Annotated in this window: 11 protein-coding genes; 5 read left to right on the forward strand and 6 right to left on the reverse strand. The window is 44.1% G+C overall.

Annotated elements, in window-relative coordinates:
- Window positions 1-42 precede the first annotated feature (42 nt).
- A complete protein-coding gene (locus tag MHI53_RS23860; RefSeq protein WP_340372461.1) occupies window positions 43-1,476 on the forward strand; it encodes an alkaline phosphatase in 1,434 nt (477 codons plus the stop codon).
- A gap of 228 nt (window positions 1,477-1,704) precedes the next feature.
- Here the strand turns inward: MHI53_RS23860 and MHI53_RS23865 are convergent, their stop codons facing one another.
- The 4 genes from MHI53_RS23865 to MHI53_RS23880 all read right to left on the reverse strand — a co-directional run bounded on the left by MHI53_RS23865 (window position 1,705) and on the right by MHI53_RS23880 (window position 8,759).
- On the reverse strand, window positions 1,705-3,768 hold the full coding sequence (locus tag MHI53_RS23865) for a SpoIID/LytB domain-containing protein (RefSeq protein ID WP_340372462.1): 2,064 nt from the start codon (window positions 3,766-3,768) through the stop codon (window positions 1,705-1,707).
- Between the two features lie 229 nt (window positions 3,769-3,997).
- Complete coding sequence (locus MHI53_RS23870; RefSeq protein WP_340372463.1) at window positions 3,998-6,004, reverse strand: penicillin-binding transpeptidase domain-containing protein; 2,007 nt, start codon at window positions 6,002-6,004, stop codon at window positions 3,998-4,000.
- Between the two features lie 371 nt (window positions 6,005-6,375).
- Entirely contained in the window at window positions 6,376-7,815 is a 1,440-nt protein-coding gene (locus MHI53_RS23875; protein ID WP_061141238.1) for a hypothetical protein, read from the reverse strand.
- Between the two features lie 626 nt (window positions 7,816-8,441).
- Window positions 8,442-8,759, reverse strand: coding sequence for a hypothetical protein (locus MHI53_RS23880; RefSeq protein WP_061141239.1), 318 nt, complete (start codon window positions 8,757-8,759; stop codon window positions 8,442-8,444).
- Between the two features lie 545 nt (window positions 8,760-9,304).
- Between MHI53_RS23880 and MHI53_RS23885 the strand changes: the two genes are divergently transcribed.
- The 3 genes from MHI53_RS23885 (at window position 9,305) to MHI53_RS23895 (ending at window position 15,290) form a co-directional block, all read left to right on the forward strand.
- Window positions 9,305-10,198 (forward strand): helix-turn-helix domain-containing protein, encoded by an 894-nt coding sequence (locus tag MHI53_RS23885; RefSeq protein ID WP_061141240.1) that lies wholly within the window; start codon window positions 9,305-9,307, stop codon window positions 10,196-10,198.
- A 501-nt stretch (window positions 10,199-10,699) separates the two neighbouring features.
- Window positions 10,700-12,325, forward strand: a complete 1,626-nt coding sequence (locus MHI53_RS23890) for an SWIM zinc finger family protein (RefSeq protein WP_061141241.1) — start codon at window positions 10,700-10,702, stop codon at window positions 12,323-12,325.
- Window positions 12,318-15,290 carry a DEAD/DEAH box helicase gene (locus MHI53_RS23895; protein WP_340372464.1) on the forward strand — a complete coding sequence of 991 codons (2,973 nt, stop codon included), beginning with the start codon at window positions 12,318-12,320 and terminating at the stop codon, window positions 15,288-15,290. Before MHI53_RS23890 ends, MHI53_RS23895 begins: the two co-directional genes overlap by 8 nt.
- Before the next feature lie 68 nt (window positions 15,291-15,358).
- Here the strand turns inward: MHI53_RS23895 and MHI53_RS23900 are convergent, their stop codons facing one another.
- A complete protein-coding gene (locus MHI53_RS23900; protein ID WP_340372465.1) occupies window positions 15,359-15,967 on the reverse strand; it encodes a LysE family transporter in 609 nt (202 codons plus the stop codon).
- A gap of 179 nt (window positions 15,968-16,146) precedes the next feature.
- On the opposite strand from MHI53_RS23900, the gene MHI53_RS23905 reads away from it, so the two are divergent.
- Complete coding sequence (locus tag MHI53_RS23905) at window positions 16,147-17,535, forward strand: PLP-dependent aminotransferase family protein (RefSeq protein WP_340372466.1); 1,389 nt, start codon at window positions 16,147-16,149, stop codon at window positions 17,533-17,535.
- An 89-nt stretch (window positions 17,536-17,624) separates the two neighbouring features.
- On the opposite strand, the gene MHI53_RS23910 is transcribed toward MHI53_RS23905, so the two are convergent.
- On the reverse strand, window positions 17,625-18,026 hold the full coding sequence (locus tag MHI53_RS23910; protein WP_340372467.1) for a hypothetical protein: 402 nt from the start codon (window positions 18,024-18,026) through the stop codon (window positions 17,625-17,627).
- Window positions 18,027-18,138 lie beyond the last annotated feature (112 nt).

Raw genomic sequence — 18,138 nt, forward strand, 5'->3', positions numbered from 1 at the left:
CAAATAATAGGGAGACACCTATCGAACGGAGGGTTACAGATAATGGGAATATCTAAAAAATCAGTACTTCAAAAACTTTTCCAGCCCGAGCGCATTGGGTTACTCATTCTTTCCTGCTTAATCGGCATCTCCCACCCCATTCAGGCTGAAACGAAAAACACACCGAAAAATGTCATCTTGCTAATCGGCGATGGCATGGGGTTAGGTGCAATCGAAATTGCCCGGCAATTGGAGTACGGGAAAACAGGTGCATTACATTTGGAAAAACTGGAGCACGTAGCCTTGATGCGCACTTATTCCGCCAATAATCACGTGACCGACTCCGCTGCAGGCGGGTCCGCGATTGCGACTGGCGTCAAAACCAACAATGAGTCAATCGGCGTCGATGTGAATGGCAATGAGGTGGATAGTGTATTGGATGCATTTCAGAACGATGGCAAAAAAGTGGGGATCATTTCGACCAATATGGTCGTCGATGCGACCCCAGCGGCCTTTGGTGCAAGTGTACCGAACCGTTGGACAGGCGGCGCCCATATCGCGAGGCAGCTCTTCGACAACCGAATTGATGTCATTCTCGGCGGAGGTGCCAGCTATTTTGGCGCAGATAAGCAAAACGGCGAGGACTTAATCAGGAAATTCAAAAATGCGGGCTATGGGATTGCGACGACTAAAGACGAACTCAGTTCCATGGATAAAACAAAAAAACTATTGGGGCTATTTCACCCCACTTATATGAATTTCAAGCTTGATAAGGAAGTATTGAATTCCCAAGAACCATCACTGCCCGAAATGACCGCCAAAGCGATCCAAATTTTATCACAAGGTGATAAGGGCTTTTTCTTGATGTCAGAGGGTGCACGGATCGACTCGATGGAGCATGCTGCGGATTTCACAGGAATATGGAAGGAAACGATTGAATTCGATCAAACCGTGAAAGAGGTTGTGAATTGGGCCAAAAACAGAAATGATACATTGATCGTTGTGCTGGCTGACCATGAAACCATGGGAATTTCCGCTTCGGAAACGATGGATATCGCGGCATTGAAAAAGATTCGGGTATCGACTGAATATATGTCCAAACAACTTACATTCAATGGAAATAACGAAATCAATCCGGAAAGTGTCGCTTCCGTATTCAAGAAATATGCCCATATATCCCTTACAGATCAGGAAGTGCTTCAATTCATCGACAATGTTAGAAAGAACCGGACGCTCGTCTACCCGCAGCATCGGATCGATTGGGAAATCGGCAGCACCATCGCCAGGCACCATAAAGCTGGTGTCGCTGAAAGGAGCATCCGGGCTGCCAGTTCAACTGGAGGCCATACGGCCAATATGATTCCCGTGTTTGCGGCAGGCCCAGGCAGTGAAGCCATTGACGGCGTCCTTGAAAATACCGATATTTCAAAAATCATCACAAAAGCTGCCGGTGTCCCCTTCACACCCGGATTGCATAAAGAAAATAACGAGGAATGAATACATCCCTCGCTTATGATGGCCGCCAAAATGCAGGCATGGGCAGCTATATCGGCGTTTTTACGCAGAGTGAAATGAAACGGAAGGTGCGAGACTTCTGCGGGAATTGCTGTAAAGACAGGCGCAAGCGCCGAGGAGGCTCCCCAACCGCTTGTGGAAGGCAAAGTGACTGCAGTGCAGGGGTTCTACTCCATTCATGGATGACACCAAAGGCAGTACCTTTCCTATTCATTTCTTTACATGATTTTTTGGCACAAACCCGACTTGGCTTCCCTTTTTCACCTTATACCACTTCCCTTGTTGAGCCAATATCGTTAGTGCCTGATCCTCATAAAGCGTCCCGATGGTGTTAGCAGCTGAATTTGCCTTTTCTTTTATACGTAATTCTCTTGCTGTCACGATGCCCGTCGTCTTCCTGATCTGGACTTGTGCAGAGATGGTTTTCCTGTTGCCTCCCCCATCCTTGGCGGATATCGACACCGTGAATAATCCGTTGGATATATTGCCAAAATCCCAGTTAACTGATTGGCTCCCTTGGGTGAACTGCCTTTCGGCAAGGACCCCCACCACTTTGCCTTGGCTGTTCTTGATTTCCACTGCCACTTTCGAGTCTTCATTTATCGTAAATGCTATATTCACTTTTTCTGTACTGTAGTCTCCCATTGTTTCGATATCGGTAATCATGGGTGCTGACCCCTTACTTATGTTGATTCCCAGTGTCCCCCTTGCTTCATTCCCGCTTCGGTCCCTTGCAGAAACTACCGCTGCATACGTACCAGTGTGCACATCATTCGCTTTCCAGACCGCCGTGTGACTTCCCTTTTTCAAAGATTGGTCACTGATTGGTGTAGCCACCGTTTTGCCTTCACCATCTTTAATCAGGAGGGATACCGCTGCATCTTCTTTAAGTGAGTAGATGATCGTGACTTTATCATTCACATAATCAAGATCCGCTTTCATGTCTATGGATGCCGCATTATTGATGTGAACCTCTTCTATTATCCCTGATGCTTCGCCATATTCCCTGGCGATAGTCGTGTTAGGATAATAAAATGCCAAGATCTCCTGATATGTTTGACCTGCCTCCGCTCTTGTCTTCGCGCCAAACTGACTTAAACCGACCCCATGCCCGTAACCAGACCCTTCAACATCAATTCTGGAAGAATCAGAAGCCGAATCGTCCACCAAATAGCTTTTCATCACATCGCTACCGACCATGGCCCTGATTTTCGAAGCCGGTACATCAGTAAGCTCGATTTGTTGCTCGGAAAGTTTTCCGCTTTTATCAACAAGACCCCTTACAAAGAAATTCAGTTTAATGGACCCCTTCGTAGCTCGTCCGCCCGTTTTTTTACCAGCAAAGCTTAAAACGGGAACCTTCGTTATTTTTATATCCCGGTTCGCATAGCCATTCCTTTTCAGCCAAGCCTTAAGATGAGGTACAACCGTTTTATCTTTTTCCTGTACACTCGTCCACCACTCATCCGGCTTGGATAAGTCTTTGTTTGACAGGTCGATTTGTTGCTTATCAAGCTTTATCGCCCATTTGGTTTTCGGATCATAGGAATCTTGTTGGATAGATAAATAGCCTAGAGGATTTCCGACTGACCAAACATTGGAATTCAATTCGGTCACACCCCCGTTGCTTGAGGAAAAGAACGCCTCGATTATTTCACCATCATGCTTGAGAACCAAGCCTACTGTCTGTTCGATGGCTGAATCCGTACGGCTGTCCCCTTCCGCTCCTCCATACACTTGATAGGAAATCGTATCATCGATCAATTTCGATTGATGGTGAGCAGCATATGTACGGGCGGCGACTGCTTGAGCTTTCAATGCTTCAGGATGCCAAAGGGCAGGCATTTCCTTCGGGACCACACCCTTTACATAATCCTCGATATGCACATGATTGATGGGTCGAATGTAACCTCCCGCCACCGTAAATAAGAATGAGCCATGATACGGCCGGCCATTTAGGGATAACAGGGCATCACCCTTAACCGGAGTGATTTTTAATGAAGCCCATGTTCCTACTTTATCCGAATCTTTATACACGGCAAGTTTTCCTGATTCCACGTTCAATTTCATCTCTTCTCCTGCCTTGATGAATATCTCTCCTCCGGAAGTCTGATAGTCCCCTGTTGCCGTAATTTTGACACTCGTTCGATTTCCCAAGTAATTCTTCAATTTCACTTCCATCGTTGCATTTTCTTTAGCTGCGTTTGCCTCTAGAGAGGGAAATATAGCGAAAATGATAAAGAAAGCCAGAAATAAACCCTTTAAACTTCCCATCCCTTTCAACCTCTTTCCTATCCTATATCTTTTAAAGATTTTCAATAGCTTCCATGATTGAATCCTTATTTTTCCTCATTATAAATAAACCTCGTTTATACATTCTGGATATCTTCCTTATAATCCTTCATTCACGATCATAACTTCCAAGCCGTACTCGCATGAAAAAAACTGGACATGGAAAAAACCACGTCCAGCTTTTTTATGATGATGATTAGGCTTATACCCTTCACTTCAAATACTTCTTCAAAACGGGCTTCATATGATCGACAACCAAATGGCTGCCGCCCCTTCCCTTAACATCTTCTATCATCCAGGCCATAAGAAGCTCCGGATCTTCCGTGTCCATGGCTACAAACCAGCCATTTTCCGTTCCATCAGAATTTTTGGATGCCTTGATTTCAGCCGTTCCCGTCTTGGCTGCGATTTTGATGCCAAGATCATTTATTCCATGGCCGCTCCCCTTAGGGTGTTCCACCACCTGTGTCAGCATTTTGGTGATCGCATTCGCCTGCTCGGCAGAAACGGCATTTTTCTTCCATATTTCCGTTTCATTTTTCTCTCTTGTCAGCAAGGTCGGCTTCATGATGTTTCCTTCATTCAAGAAGGCTGAATAGGCCATGGCCAAGTGAAGCGTGCTCATTTGGACCTGCGCCTGGCCGTAACCGGCATCAGCCAAACGACCTTCACTGTCGGTTTTACCGATGCTGGATGCTTTGATCGGATAATCGTAGTTCAATGGTTCATCGAAACCAAATGCTTTGAGTCCGCTTGTGAATTTTTCCTTACCAAGCCCCAATGCTTTCTGGGCAAAATAAATATTATCCGAATAAATTAATGCTTTCTCCATATCGATGGGGACACCCGGGTCAGAGACCCTTGTGATGGAATGGTCTTTCCATGTCGATTTAGCCCACGTTTTCCCTTGGATCTTGATCGCCTCGTTCGGATCGACTCCATTTTTCAAGGCGATTGCCGCCGTGAGGGCCTTTATCGTCGAGCCCGGTGCGAAGGTCGAACTGAAGCGATTAAGCAATGGCTTCCGGGAATCTTCCTCCAGCGCTTTCTGCTCCTCCTTTGTTATCCCAAAAATATATTTATTGGGGTCAAAGGAGGGACTTGATACAAGTGCAAGCGTTTCGCCCGTTACCGGATCAAGAGCCGTTGCTGATCCAGCTTCGTTCTTATATTGCTTGAAGATATCCTTTTGAAGCTCCGCATCGATGGTTAATGTAATCGTTTCTCCCTCTTCAGCAGGCTTTTCAGCAATCACTTTTTCTTCGCCAGCTTCTGTTCTAATATAGATCTTGCCTCCTGGCTTTCCTTTCAAGCGACCTTCCAACACTTCCTCAAGACCGCGCTTGCCTATATCATCGCTTGCGGTATACCCTTTACCTTGCAATTTCTCCAAATCTTCGGCAGATGCCGCACCGACATATCCGATGAGATGGGCCGTAGCTTCTTTGTATGGATAGATCCGGGCTTCCGTATTATTGACCGATACCCCAGGAACGGCCAATAGCTTTTCCAATGCTGCCGTATCATCACTGGACATTTTCTTGATGGGCACGAAATAACCTGGCTTCACCCAAGATTGCGTTAACTTCTTATCTATCTCGTCAGTGGACATATTAAGCATCCCAGCGACCTTTTTGACCGTTTCGGTTTCGTTGGTCATTTTCTCTGGCACGATCCCCACTTCGGAGACTGCTCCATTCATGGCAAGTCCGCGCTCATTCCGGTCGACTATTTCACCGCGAATGGCTGGATAGGTTTGAACCGATATCTTTTCACCAGCTTTTAGCTGGGGGAATATATAGCTTTCATCCCACTTAATGTACCAATTCTCCTGGTCACCCTCCCCTCCCTTGATAAGGGTCGCCTGATGATCGGAATTGACCGCCCCTGCCAGCGTTGACATATCAACGGTATAAGCAAGATTTACTTCTTCTCCATCTTTATGCTTTTTTTCTTCTTTGGGCTGTTTATAATTCACCTTTAACTGGTCGACTTCTATGCCCTTATAGATTTTTTCATAACGCTCCGCAAATTCATCCGCGCTGATTTCTTTCTTTGTTTCAGGTGACAGGTAGTCATACATCTTCGTAAAATCCTGTTTATTCCAAAGTTTGGTGTATGCCGCAAAGCGCTCTTCCGGACTTGGCTCATCCGAGCAGCCGGCCAGGAACAGTACGCTTATCAACAATAAGCTGGAAACTAAAGCCAGTTTCTTCATGATTTCCTCCTAATGAATAGTTAGAATGATATACGTATAGTTTATCAAAATATTAGGGGAATGGGGGAATTTGTATGACCAATTTCTTCTTTTTGCTACTTTATCATAGTTTTACTAAAGCATAAGTCCTGGATACAGGAACCAGATTGTAGAAAAAAACGGGGCTATCCACATGTCCACCGCCCGCGGAAAGCTAAGCCCCTGCCGTGAAACCGAACTGATAAAGCGCAAATCCAAAACATGGTAAACAACAACCATCATCTTTGTATCACGCTAAGTGGAATGATACGAAACAGCCGGATCTTACAAACAAAAAAACCGCAGACAGCTCCATTATCGAGCTGCCTACGGCCTAATTTTTTGAATATGGACTATAGCATTCTTTTTTTTCGGCTTTTTTTCTCATGCAGCCATTTCTTCAAGAAGAAGAAGCCTAAGATGGATGAAATGATAAGACCGCTTGTTGTCACGAATACAGCTACCCATTCATATAAGGTATAATCCATATACGCCTTCCAAGGCAATCTCTTTTTCCAATCTTCAATGTAAAGATTCATCCCGAATATTCCTGAGACGACCGTATAAATCGTCAGGATCTGTAAGAGATAATTACTGCTCTTACCAGAGAGTTTATCCTGATTCTGATAGAGGTAAGAAAGCGTTTCTTTTACCTCCTTATAGAGCGGCGCAATCCTGAAGGTTTCATCCGTTATTTTGAATAGCTCTTTGCCTGACGCCGTGCTATTAACTTCAGTAAATAAATACTTCGTAGTAAACTCCGTGATCATGAAGATCAGTTGCTCCGTATTGGATTGATCTTTTTCGATATCTATCTGGGAATGCTCATGAACCAGCTTTAGCAGCACAATTTTATAGTAGAAGAAAAGCAATATCGAATAGAAGTTTTGGCCGTACATTTCATTTGCCAATTGCAACTGCAGCTTCCCTTTCGCTTTCGTGACACAAGCAAAATGGTACATGCTCGTAACATAGAAAGTTTCTTCCCCCCACCTGTCATACACCCGCTCCTTGTAATACTTATCAATATAAGCGGGGTTCAATGCGCCGATGTATGGCTCCCCATCACTGTCGTATCCATTCAGCTCACTTGCCCGAAATAAATCATTTTTACTGATGACATGATCCTCAGGCAATTCAATATAACTGACGACATACATTCGTTCATCGATAAAGAAGGGCAAACTTCCGAAATAAGTGGGATCTGTCTGCTCCTCATCGATAAATTCCTCCATTGGCGGCATTAGTTCGTTGAAGATGAAATCCTTTACTTGTTCATACTCGTTTTTCCTGCAGCCGACTTTTGTCTTCTGTTCATCTTCAGCAATCGGTTCGAGAATTCGAAAAGTATCGGCAAAATATAGCACGTCATCGTACGAAAGCCCTTCAGGTAATGTAACACGCAGGTTCATCATGCCAATATGAAATGGGCATATGAAGATATCAACAGAATTAATGATGAATGAGGTAGTTAAAAAGGGGGATTCGAAGGTACAATCAATATCGAGCTTTTTCGTAAAACGCCGCAATCCTTCTTTTTCTTTCAAATTCGCTGGAAATAGGATCGGTTCGATATAGGGCATGAAATACTTTTCCAAATTGCGGTGTGAAATCTTATGCTCACCGTAAAATTGGCCTTGCTGTTCCATATCTCTCAAGTTCAAGAAAACGAAATGGTCTTCCAGCAACGTTTGCACAAATGTTTCAATTTTATTCCCTTCGAGCGTGAACGGAAATAGATACTGTTGGAAACTTCGCTTCGTTGAATCATTTTTTTCTAGCTTCACTTCCATAATTATATTCCTCCGATTAAACTGCGGTGTTCAAGTTACGAACCATCTTGTTCCTTATCTTTACCCAAGTATACGTAAACAAAACGGAACATATTATAGAAATAAAATGGACAATTGAAAACAGAAAAAAAGATCCCCCGAGCTTTTGCTCGGGGGCCATCGAAAAGGGTTCTTCAACCCTCTTCACTTTAGGGTACTAGAAACTGATGTTTCTAATGAAAAATCCGATATTCGGACCATTTTAGCATGTAATGCGAAGATGATAAAACACCGAATTCCTTCATATTCGGCCTTCACACCGTATTAACGGCCAATAAATCCTCATAGACAGAGACTGGCAAATGAATTTATAACTGTAGGAATAATGAAAAGCGTCTGCTCAGTCACTTTAGGAACCATGTTTTATAAGGGCGGGAAAGGGTAAATAAAAAAAAGAAAAGGAGAGAACATCATGAAATCCGATAGCAATAAACAACCCTTGAAGTTTTTCCAAAAAGCAAATCATTCAAAACCTACCGAGAGGAAACAAATGAGTGAATTCATCAAAAAAATGAAGATGAACGGGCGGAACTCCCATTTAAATGGCAAAAACTCATGACACAATAGAAGGTCATGAGTTTTTGCGATTAAAATTTGATTTCATTTCCCTGCAGATTGTACTTTACACATTTTTTGATACCGATTACATTCAAAAAATGTTTAATTTTCTTCATGGAGGTTGCCTGATATTCATCAACAATCGAGAACTCTTTAATATAAGCGATTTTTTCCTGGACATTTGTATCTATATGATCTTGATCGCATTCTTTTTCATTTGATTTTTCGCATGTGTACACCACAGCTTCACCGATTTTCCTGGTCGCCCTATCAAAATAAAAAGAAAACACAATGGCACATTCATCATCGTAAAAAGAGGGTTGAACTTTCATATTAATATCAATCATTAACCTTACACCTCTCTCCCTTTTGTTAAATACACTATAACAAAATTCAGAAAGGGAAATAGGTGTTCCAAACTACACTCCCATTTCTTCCACACCTTCTAAATGGACCTTATATCCCCCATGCATGGATAATTATAACTAGAGGAATATGCGCAAAAGAATAATCGTCAACGGAATAAAAAAAACATCTTCATAAGAAGATGCTCAAAGGTCTGAATGAAAGCTTCAATTCTTATTATTTATATAAACCTGGAAGTTCTGCGTAAAGGCCTGGCAATTCAGTAGGGACGATTACGATCGCAGCGATGAGAAGAAAAGATACGACTAATGCTTTAGTACTTTTTTTCATAGGTCAAACCTCCTTTTCTTATTAAAAAATATTGGTTAAAATAGAAATTAATTCTATAGTTATATTTAACCACACTTCATAAAACTGGATATTCCGACTAAATAATCTATTTAAACCGCTAAGGGCATGTACATACAGTTTTCACCGATTTTTCATGATAAAATATAACTCTAGGCATATTTTAAGGAGAATCATAATGGATTTTTTTGCAGTTGGACAAAAGATCAAAGAGCTACGTAAACAAATCGGACTTTCCCAAGAAGAGTTAGCATCCGGTATATGTACACAAGCACAGATCAGCAAGATCGAAAAAGGCGATGTCTATCCATATGCCTCCACCCTTTACTTGATTTCCCAACGGTTAGGTGTTGATGTAAACTATTTTTTCGATATCGGAATGACACCTAGGCTGGATTACGTGGAAGAAGTGATTTATCAATTAAAGATAGCCAGACGGACACGAAATTATGAGGAAATGCAGCAAATAGTCAAGGCGGAGGAAAACAATCCCCTTTTTCTTCAGAATAAAAAGAACCATCAACTGATTCTTTGGCACAAAGGGATCTACGAATACGAAAAAAATAAAGACTTGGAAAAAGCCATTGAATTTATTTCCAAGGCCATCGCCATTACTCATACTACGGATAAAATCTATTCGGAACGCGAGCTTGAAATTTTAAGCAGCCTTGGTGTCATGTATGTGGCCGAGGAACGATACGAAAATGCATATGCCCTGCTAAAGAAAGCTTTGGATCACTTGAAGGCAATTCCCTTCATGACGGATAAGACGTTAAAGACCCGCCTGTCCTACAATTTTTGCAGGGTTTTAACACGCCTTGGACGCTTTGAAGAGTCGATTGCCTGCTGTCAGGATTCCATCAAATGGTGCCTTGAACATGATCAATTATATGCTTTGGCCGATTTACATTATCATTTAGGCTACAATTACGAACTGGTGGGCAATTTTAAAGAAGGTAAAGACTACTTGGAGAAGTCAGCCTTCCTCTTCTCGTTGCAAAAAAATCATGCCTTTGTTACCTTCATCAACAAAAAGTTGGAAAGCTGGAAAAATGAAATGAAAATAAACTAATTCTTCATTTCATGGCCATTCCCGCGGGAATGGCTCTTTCCCTTCACTTCACAATTGGCTCTCGCCCTTCAGCTTCAAAACCTGTATCTACATTTCAAATTTCACGTCAAAATGAAGTATAATAAAGAGATGCTTCAAAAATCATCTTATAAAAAAGGGCCCCAGCACCCGCCGCTTTAGTTTTTATGGCATGGGGAAAATGGATCCGGGGCATTCCCGGCCGAAGTCCATATATCGAGACCACTTATATTCAAGGGCTTTTTTGACGATATTGACTTTTACGGGAGTTAAACGAAAGTACGGCTTGCCGATGTGAATGATTCGTTCATCCTTAAGGAATAATCCGGTAAGGGAATGGTCATGAAAAAGGCAGCCTAAATGAGGCCAAGATGCCAAACCCTCGATTCAACGAGGCATAATACGATTGTTAACGCACTGATCCTCATGATCAGCAAAAATATAATATTGGCAAACAGGGATGGACCCTAAAAGGAGGAGAGTATGGAGCGGGAGTTGTTGTTAGTTGGGGAGCGGCTGGCGGAATTGTTGGAGGCCGGGAATCCAGAAGATTCGGACGTGGTGAATCAAGGACTCCAGTTATACCGTCAGGGGCTTGTTGTAATTAAAGAAGAAGCGGCAGATACGGTAGCGGCCGAGGTACAGGACGAAACGCGCCATAAGGCCAGGTTGAATCTCCTCTTCCCTCAAGAGGGCAGCTGTACATGTGATTCAAGATTCATTTGCAGGCATCAAATGGCCGTTTTCTTTGCAGTGTACTCCGAACACGCTAGCGTTTCCGACTGGCTTAACGAATGGAAAGCACCAAAGATCGAATCAGCCGCCCAGGCTCTGCAGCAAGTAAAACGGGCAAGTGAATTACTGAAACAAGCGGAGGAAACTCCCATCATTCTGGATAAAAGCTATCCATCTTGGAAGCAGTTCGTGGACGTCACCTTCTCGGAACATGTCGAGCCCCATATTGGCGAGCCAAACTATATGATTGAAAACCATATACAAACATATTTTAAACGCCTTAGTTCCAAAGCTCCGATGGAAAGGGAATGGAAACTGCTCTACCAATTCGTTACGCAATTTTGCACGATGCAGCTGACACTGAGAATGATTCAGCTACATAAAAGCCAGACCCAGACGATCAGGGTCTTTTATGCACTTGCTGTCGACCTTGCGGAAGAACTGCATGAAACCGTGCAGCCGCTTAGCCGGCAAGCGCGGCCATTTGCCTTTGACCCCTTCGTTTTCAGCATCAAGGAGGATGTAGCTAAGCTGCTGGACGGCGGATTCGGTCTTGAATATGAAAAAATCGATCTCTACCGGGAAATATGGAGCTACTTATTCTCCAACTCCTCGTGGCGCAAAGAGGAGCTTGAACGAATCAAGGAAGAACTTCCAGACAAGTATACGGGCACGACGGAGAGGACGTCCTACTCCCTCGCAGCCATTCACCTGTCCCTTCTGGAGAATCAAGATAAACAGGCCATTGAGCTTCTTCATGAACTGAAGAAGGATGCCTGTCCGTACATTTTCTATTGGCTGAATCTCCTGTCTGAATCAGACAACCGGTCACGCGGCATCCCATTCATTGAATTCATCATCGCGAATGTCCAGGAGTTCCTCGCAGATTTATCCGATTATTATCAGCGGGTGGATTTCGTAAGGACGTTTACGACTTTAATCAGCAGTTGCTGCTATAAATTGAAGCGAACGGATTTACTCGAGAAGTTTTACAGAGCCACCCTTCCGCACAGCTATTGGAACTATGCAAATTTCCTTTTTGAACAAGGACATTACAAAAAATGGGTGGAGATGCATATATACTCTGAAATCAGCATTGACTTAATCAGCAGTGAGTCCATCAAAGAAGTGGTCTCTAAAGAGCCAGAGCTAATCCTGCCCCTGTACTATCATGCGGTACAGGAAAAGGTGTCGTTAAAAAACAGGCCTGCCTATAAGCAAGCCGTCCGTTATTTAAAAAAGATGCGCACCATCTATAAAAAGACGAAAAAGGAAGACACCTTCGAACGCTATATTTTATATGTAGCCGATTCAACTAAACGGCTTCGCGCTTTCCAAGAAGAATTAAAAAGGGGTAAGCTTATCGATGTTTAATCCAGGGAAATTAAAAATCAAAATAGCGGCTCTCGAAAACGGATCCTACGCCCTTGGTGCCGTCAATGAGGACAATGCCTTCCTCAACACGAATCATATACGCAGGCTGCTCTTCAATTGGGATGACGCAAGCTTTTATGGCACGAAAATGGCTACCGATACCATGGATGGAAATCCTGTATTCATTCTTGATGCGTGGGGACTTCTCAATTTTTTTGCGAAGGAGAGCTTCAACTCCTTCATCGAATGGGAATGGTCCGAGATATCATCGCTTTGCCTGGCAGCGGCTCCCGTCCTTCATGAATCCATCGAGGCGGGCATCCCAGTGCCCGATTTCACCAATCTGCAGCTGGACTCCATCGGCTGGAAGCTGCCGGAAGAAGTCGAGGAGGAATTCGTCCCTTCCTTTTGGGAAGAAAGCATTGCATTGGATCTACCTTCTCCAGAAGCGGAAACGAATCGGACATTCATCGAGAAGTGGTATAACGGTGCCGCTAACATGTATTTAAAGAACTATTCACCCATGCACCATAAATGGAGCGAAGCCGTCGGCGCATTAAAGGATTCAAGACTATCTCCGGAAGAATTGCAGGCCTTTTTTGACAAAGAGAGCTGGCAGGAATGGCTAGGGGCAAAGCCGGATCCGAAGCCTTTCACTATTGGACTCCGGTTAACGGAGCCACCTGACGGCAATGGGCCCTGGGTGCTCGACGTAACCCTCCGTTCCAAAAGGGATGAAAATATCGTTGAAACCTATACCGGAAAAAAACTGCCGCGCGGCTGGAACAAATATGCTAGCGAAGTGGTGCGGGCCACGAAACGCTGGCAGCTCGTCGTGCCTTGGCTTGGAGAAAACGGAAGGTTGAAAAGGGAAATTTCGGAAACGGACGCCTGGGAGTTCTTGACCGATGCAAGTGAAAAACTTCTTTTCCTTGGCGTTGAAATCCTCCTTCCCTCCTGGTGGTTAGCCCTGAAGGAGTCCTCCTTGAAGGTGAAGGCCAAAGTAAAGAGCCAATCCAACCGCGGTCCTTCTTACGTAGGGCTGAAGGCTTTAATGGATTTTGATTGGCGTTTCTCATTGAATGGCAAGGAGCTCACCGAGGCGGAGTTCGAGGAGCTCGTCGACCAAAAAAGGCGGCTCGTCTTCATTCGCGGTCAATGGGTCAAGCTTGATCCGGCTTTCATTAAACAAATTCAGGTACTGATGGAAACAGCCAACGAAAAAGGAATACAGCTGTCAGACCTGCTGCAGCAGGAATTATTGAATGGAGAAGATGAAGGTGGAGATATCGATGCGGAAAATGAAGATATGCTCCGAATTCAATTTGAATTGAATCAGGAGCTCCGTAAGATGATCGGAAGGCTCAGGGAAGCCAAAAACATATCCCTCCTTCCCGTCCCTACCGAACTTCAAGGCGACCTGCGCCCCTATCAAAAGCTGGGCATGAGCTGGCTGCTTTTTTTAAGGGAGCATGGCTTTGGCGCTTGCCTAGCCGACGATATGGGGCTGGGGAAAACAGTCCAGATGATTGCCTACCTGCTTCATGTCAAAAACAAAGAAGGAGCCGGTAAAGAGCTGCCCGTCACATCCAGTGACGAACAAAAGAGTGAAACGATCATCGTCGAAGAGGAAGTCGGCCCAGGGGTCAGTGATGCAGAAGATCCCCTTGTCCCCACTCCTGAACCTATATCCGTACAATCTGCGCTCATCGTCTGCCCTACGTCGGTCCTTGGCAACTGGCAGAAGGAATTGGAAAAATTCGCGCCGACACTTAAAGTCCACCTTCATTACGGATCGAATCGTTCAAAAGGCGATACCTTCGCCAAAAATGCGGCACAGCACGATATTGTGTTAACCTCATATGGCCTGACGCACCAAGATGTCGCTGAGCTCTCCTCCATCCAATGGAGCAGCGTCATCCTCGATGAAGCACAGAACATCAAGAATGCCCAAACCAAGCAATCCAAGGCAGTCCGTAAGCTCAATGGCCAGCATCATATCGCTTTATCGGGTACCCCCATGGAAAACCGCTTAAGTGAGCTATGGGCGATTTTCGATTTCATTAACAAAGGATATCTTGGAACGCTGGGCCAATTCCAGGAAAAATATGTGGCCACCATCGAACGGGATGAACAAAAAGATAAAATCAAGGAATTGCAGCGTTTAATACAGCCGTTCTTGCTCCGTCGTACAAAAAGGGATAAAGATGTCGCACTCAACCTTCCCGATAAGCAGGAGCAGAAGGAGTTCGTCCCGCTTACTACCGAACAAGCATCGTTGTATGAACAGCTGATCAAGGATACCTTCACTGATATCGAACAACTATCAGCCTTTGAACGAAAAGGCATCATCCTGCAGATGCTGAACAAGCTGAAGCAGCTTTGCAATCACCCAGCTCTTTATTTAAAAGAAATGGATAAGGAAAACATCCTGAAGGCGGCTAACCGATCTGGCAAACTCGAGAAGCTTACCGAGCTTGTTGATGCCGTCCGCGAACAAGATGAAAGCTGTCTCATTTTCACCCAATATATCGGGATGGGCAACATGATGAAAGAATTGCTGGAAAAACGGTATAACATCGAAGTTCCATTCCTGAACGGGAGTGCAAACAAGAAGCAGCGCGATGATATGATTACACGCTTCCAAGATGGCGAATTCCCCATCTTCATTCTTTCATTAAAGGCTGGCGGCACCGGTCTTAACCTAACGGAAGCAAACCACGTGATCCATTATGATCGCTGGTGGAACCCGGCTGTCGAGAATCAAGCCACGGATCGTGCCTACCGAATTGGACAGCAGCGATTCGTTCATGTTCATAAGCTAATCTGTACAGGGACACTGGAAGAAAAGATTGATCAAATGCTCGATAAAAAACAAGCATTGAACGACGAAATCATCAGCAGTGACAACTGGATCACCGAACTTTCCACAGAGGAAATCAAGGACCTGGTCGCTCTTCAATAAGGAACAAAAGGAGAATGCCTATCGAATCGGCATTCTCCTTTTTCCGTTTGATGGAGTGAAAATCGATTCTAAAAAATCGAACTCAATAAATAAAGAGCCGTAATCCAGATGATGATGGCCGATACTTTATTTAACATACCAAGGAACTTGCCAGTAGTATCAACCTTTTTCAGCAATCGTCCCGCCAAACATAGTCCATGGAACCAGCACCATGACACTGCGATGCACGTAACCGTGAAAATCACTTTATCTGTTCCTGAATATACAAGCGAGCTCGATCCGATTACACCGATCGTATCCAAGATTGCATGTGGATTGAGCAATGATACCGATAAAGCAAAAATTATCTGTTTTTTTGCTGACATTTGCTTAGTTTCCGCATCTGCTTGTGGAGTGGCACCGGAAGACCAAATCTGAAAACCCATATACAATAAAAATGTGATTCCCATAATGAGCAATGCCAGATGCAGCCAATCATATTGCATGACAATCAACGAAACGCCGAAGATGGCCAACAGAATGAGTGCCGAATCACAAATGGCAGCAGTGATCGTTGCAGGCAAAGCCCTTTTTATGGTCGGCTGGATTGCTCCCTGATTGAAAATAAATACATTCTGCACGCCTAATGGCAGGATCAAGCCTAACGCCAATAGCAATCCATGAAAAAATGGTCCCATACGAATACCTTCCTCCTTCACTTTCAGTATAATGAAAAAAACAAAGGAATTGACCATCCATTCGGGAGTGCTTTCACCCAACCAATCAATAATGAATCGTATATGAAAGGAGTGTTTTCCTTATCGTTATCGAATGGAGACCAAACCGGAACTCAAGCCTATCCCTTCACCAGCAAATAGTGGATTGGATGAAACAGCAAATAACAAGCGGGGAATGGCCAGTGGCCACCAAGCTTCCATCGCAGCGCTCATTGGCGGATTCTTTTGGAGTAAACCGAAGTACGATCATTACAGCTATTGATGAGCTGATTGCAGACGGACTATTGGAAACGAAGGTGGGATCCGGTACATTCGTTTCCAATAACACTTGGAACGTGCTAGCCGCAAGTAAGCAGCCCGACTGGAGAAAATATGTCCGGAACGGACTGCATGAACCCAATATACAGACGATTCAAGACATTAACCTTCATGAAGCGGACACTGCCATGATCCGATTGGGCACCGGCGAGCTTTCCCCCTCGCTTTTGCCTGTTAAAAAAATCGAGCGGACGCTGCAATCCACCGCTTTTGATGCATATTCATTAGGCTATTCCGAACCGAAGGGCGATAAAAGACTGCGGCAAAGCATAAGTGATCATTTAAAGGAAAAAGGAGTAAACGTAAGTCCCGGCTCGCTCATGATCGTCTCCGGAGGGCTTCAGGCACTCCAATTGATCGCAGTTGGCTTGCTTCCAAAAGGATCGTTGATCTTACATGAATCACCTTCTTATTTGAATTCGGTTCACCCCTTTCAATCTGCGGGCATGCATTTGGCCGGCCTATCCAAACAAGGCCGGGGAACTATCCCGAATCAAATAAAGCGGATCAACAGGAAGCGGAAAGCGTCTCTATTGTATACGGTCCCAACGTTTAACAACCCAACCAATGCGACTTGGACAAAAGAAGAAAGGTTGGATCTTCTATCCATATGCAAAAAGGAGCAAATCCCGATTATTGAAGATGACGTTTATAGTGATTTATGGTTGGAAAAAGAACCACCGCCACCCTTAAAATCCTTTGATGCCGATGGCCTGGTCTTGCACATCGGCAGTATGTCGAAAACATTGAGCCCAGGGTTGCGCATCGGGTGGATTGCTGGTCCGATGCCTGTTATTGAACGTCTGGCAGATATAAAAATGCAAATGGACTACGGCTCGAGTGCACTTTCGCAGCACCTTGTAGCCACATGGTTATCACAGGGCCTTTATTCGAAACATTTAGATTGGCTGCGCCGTGAATTGCTGGCACGCAGGGACTTCACACTGGCTCTACTCAATCAATATTTTGAAGGGATTGCCAAATGGCAAACACCTCAAGGCGGATTTTATATATGGGTAGAATTAGGCAAACCAATTGTGAACCCGACCCTTTTCAAGCTAGCGATAAAAGAGCACCTGCTCATCAATCCTGGGTACATATATGAACCAAATAACCATACACATCTTCGGCTCTCGTACTCATATGCCTCCGAGGATCAACTGGCTTATGGGATTCAAACCCTCTCGAACATCATCCGGCGATTGATTTGAGCCCAGGAAAATCTGCTTAGACATGACTTAGGGGCTGCCATGGCAGCCCTCTCCTAATTAAACTAAAGATGACCCTACGGAGAAGCTGCTCACCTTTTTATGATTTTCTCACTCAAATTGGTGATGAAAAAGGAATGGTGTTTTCCATGATCGATCATGATATGCTCCAGAATTGCAGTTAGCGCGCTGCCTTTATTCACCTGATATTCTTCCGGAATCTCTTCAATCGTGATCATTTCTTTATGTGGGTCATATTTAATGGATGTCCTGGCGCCCTTTTCGAAGAAAGAAAGAGTTACTAATTGACATAGTGGAAAATTTTGATAAGTTGAATCCGAGAGGGGCTTTCTTTCAAATGGAGAACTGACATGTTGAAGCGCATCAAAAAAACTCGGTTTTGCCAGGGAAGCCGGGGCCCTGTTCCTTCTTTCAATTTTCACTGTAATTCCACGAACACCCTCCTTATTGCTCGAGTCCTTCTTATAATTCATAAACTCCCTCCTTTCATTGGTTCTTTATACCTAATTCTTTTCACTCGTTCCATTTACCTGCTAAATTATAAAAATATTTTCATATAACCCAATAAACGGTTTTAAAAACTGC

The sequence above is a fragment of the Peribacillus sp. FSL E2-0218 genome, assembly GCF_037992945.1.
GTDB classification, from domain to species: domain Bacteria; phylum Bacillota; class Bacilli; order Bacillales; family DSM-1321; genus Peribacillus; species Peribacillus simplex_B.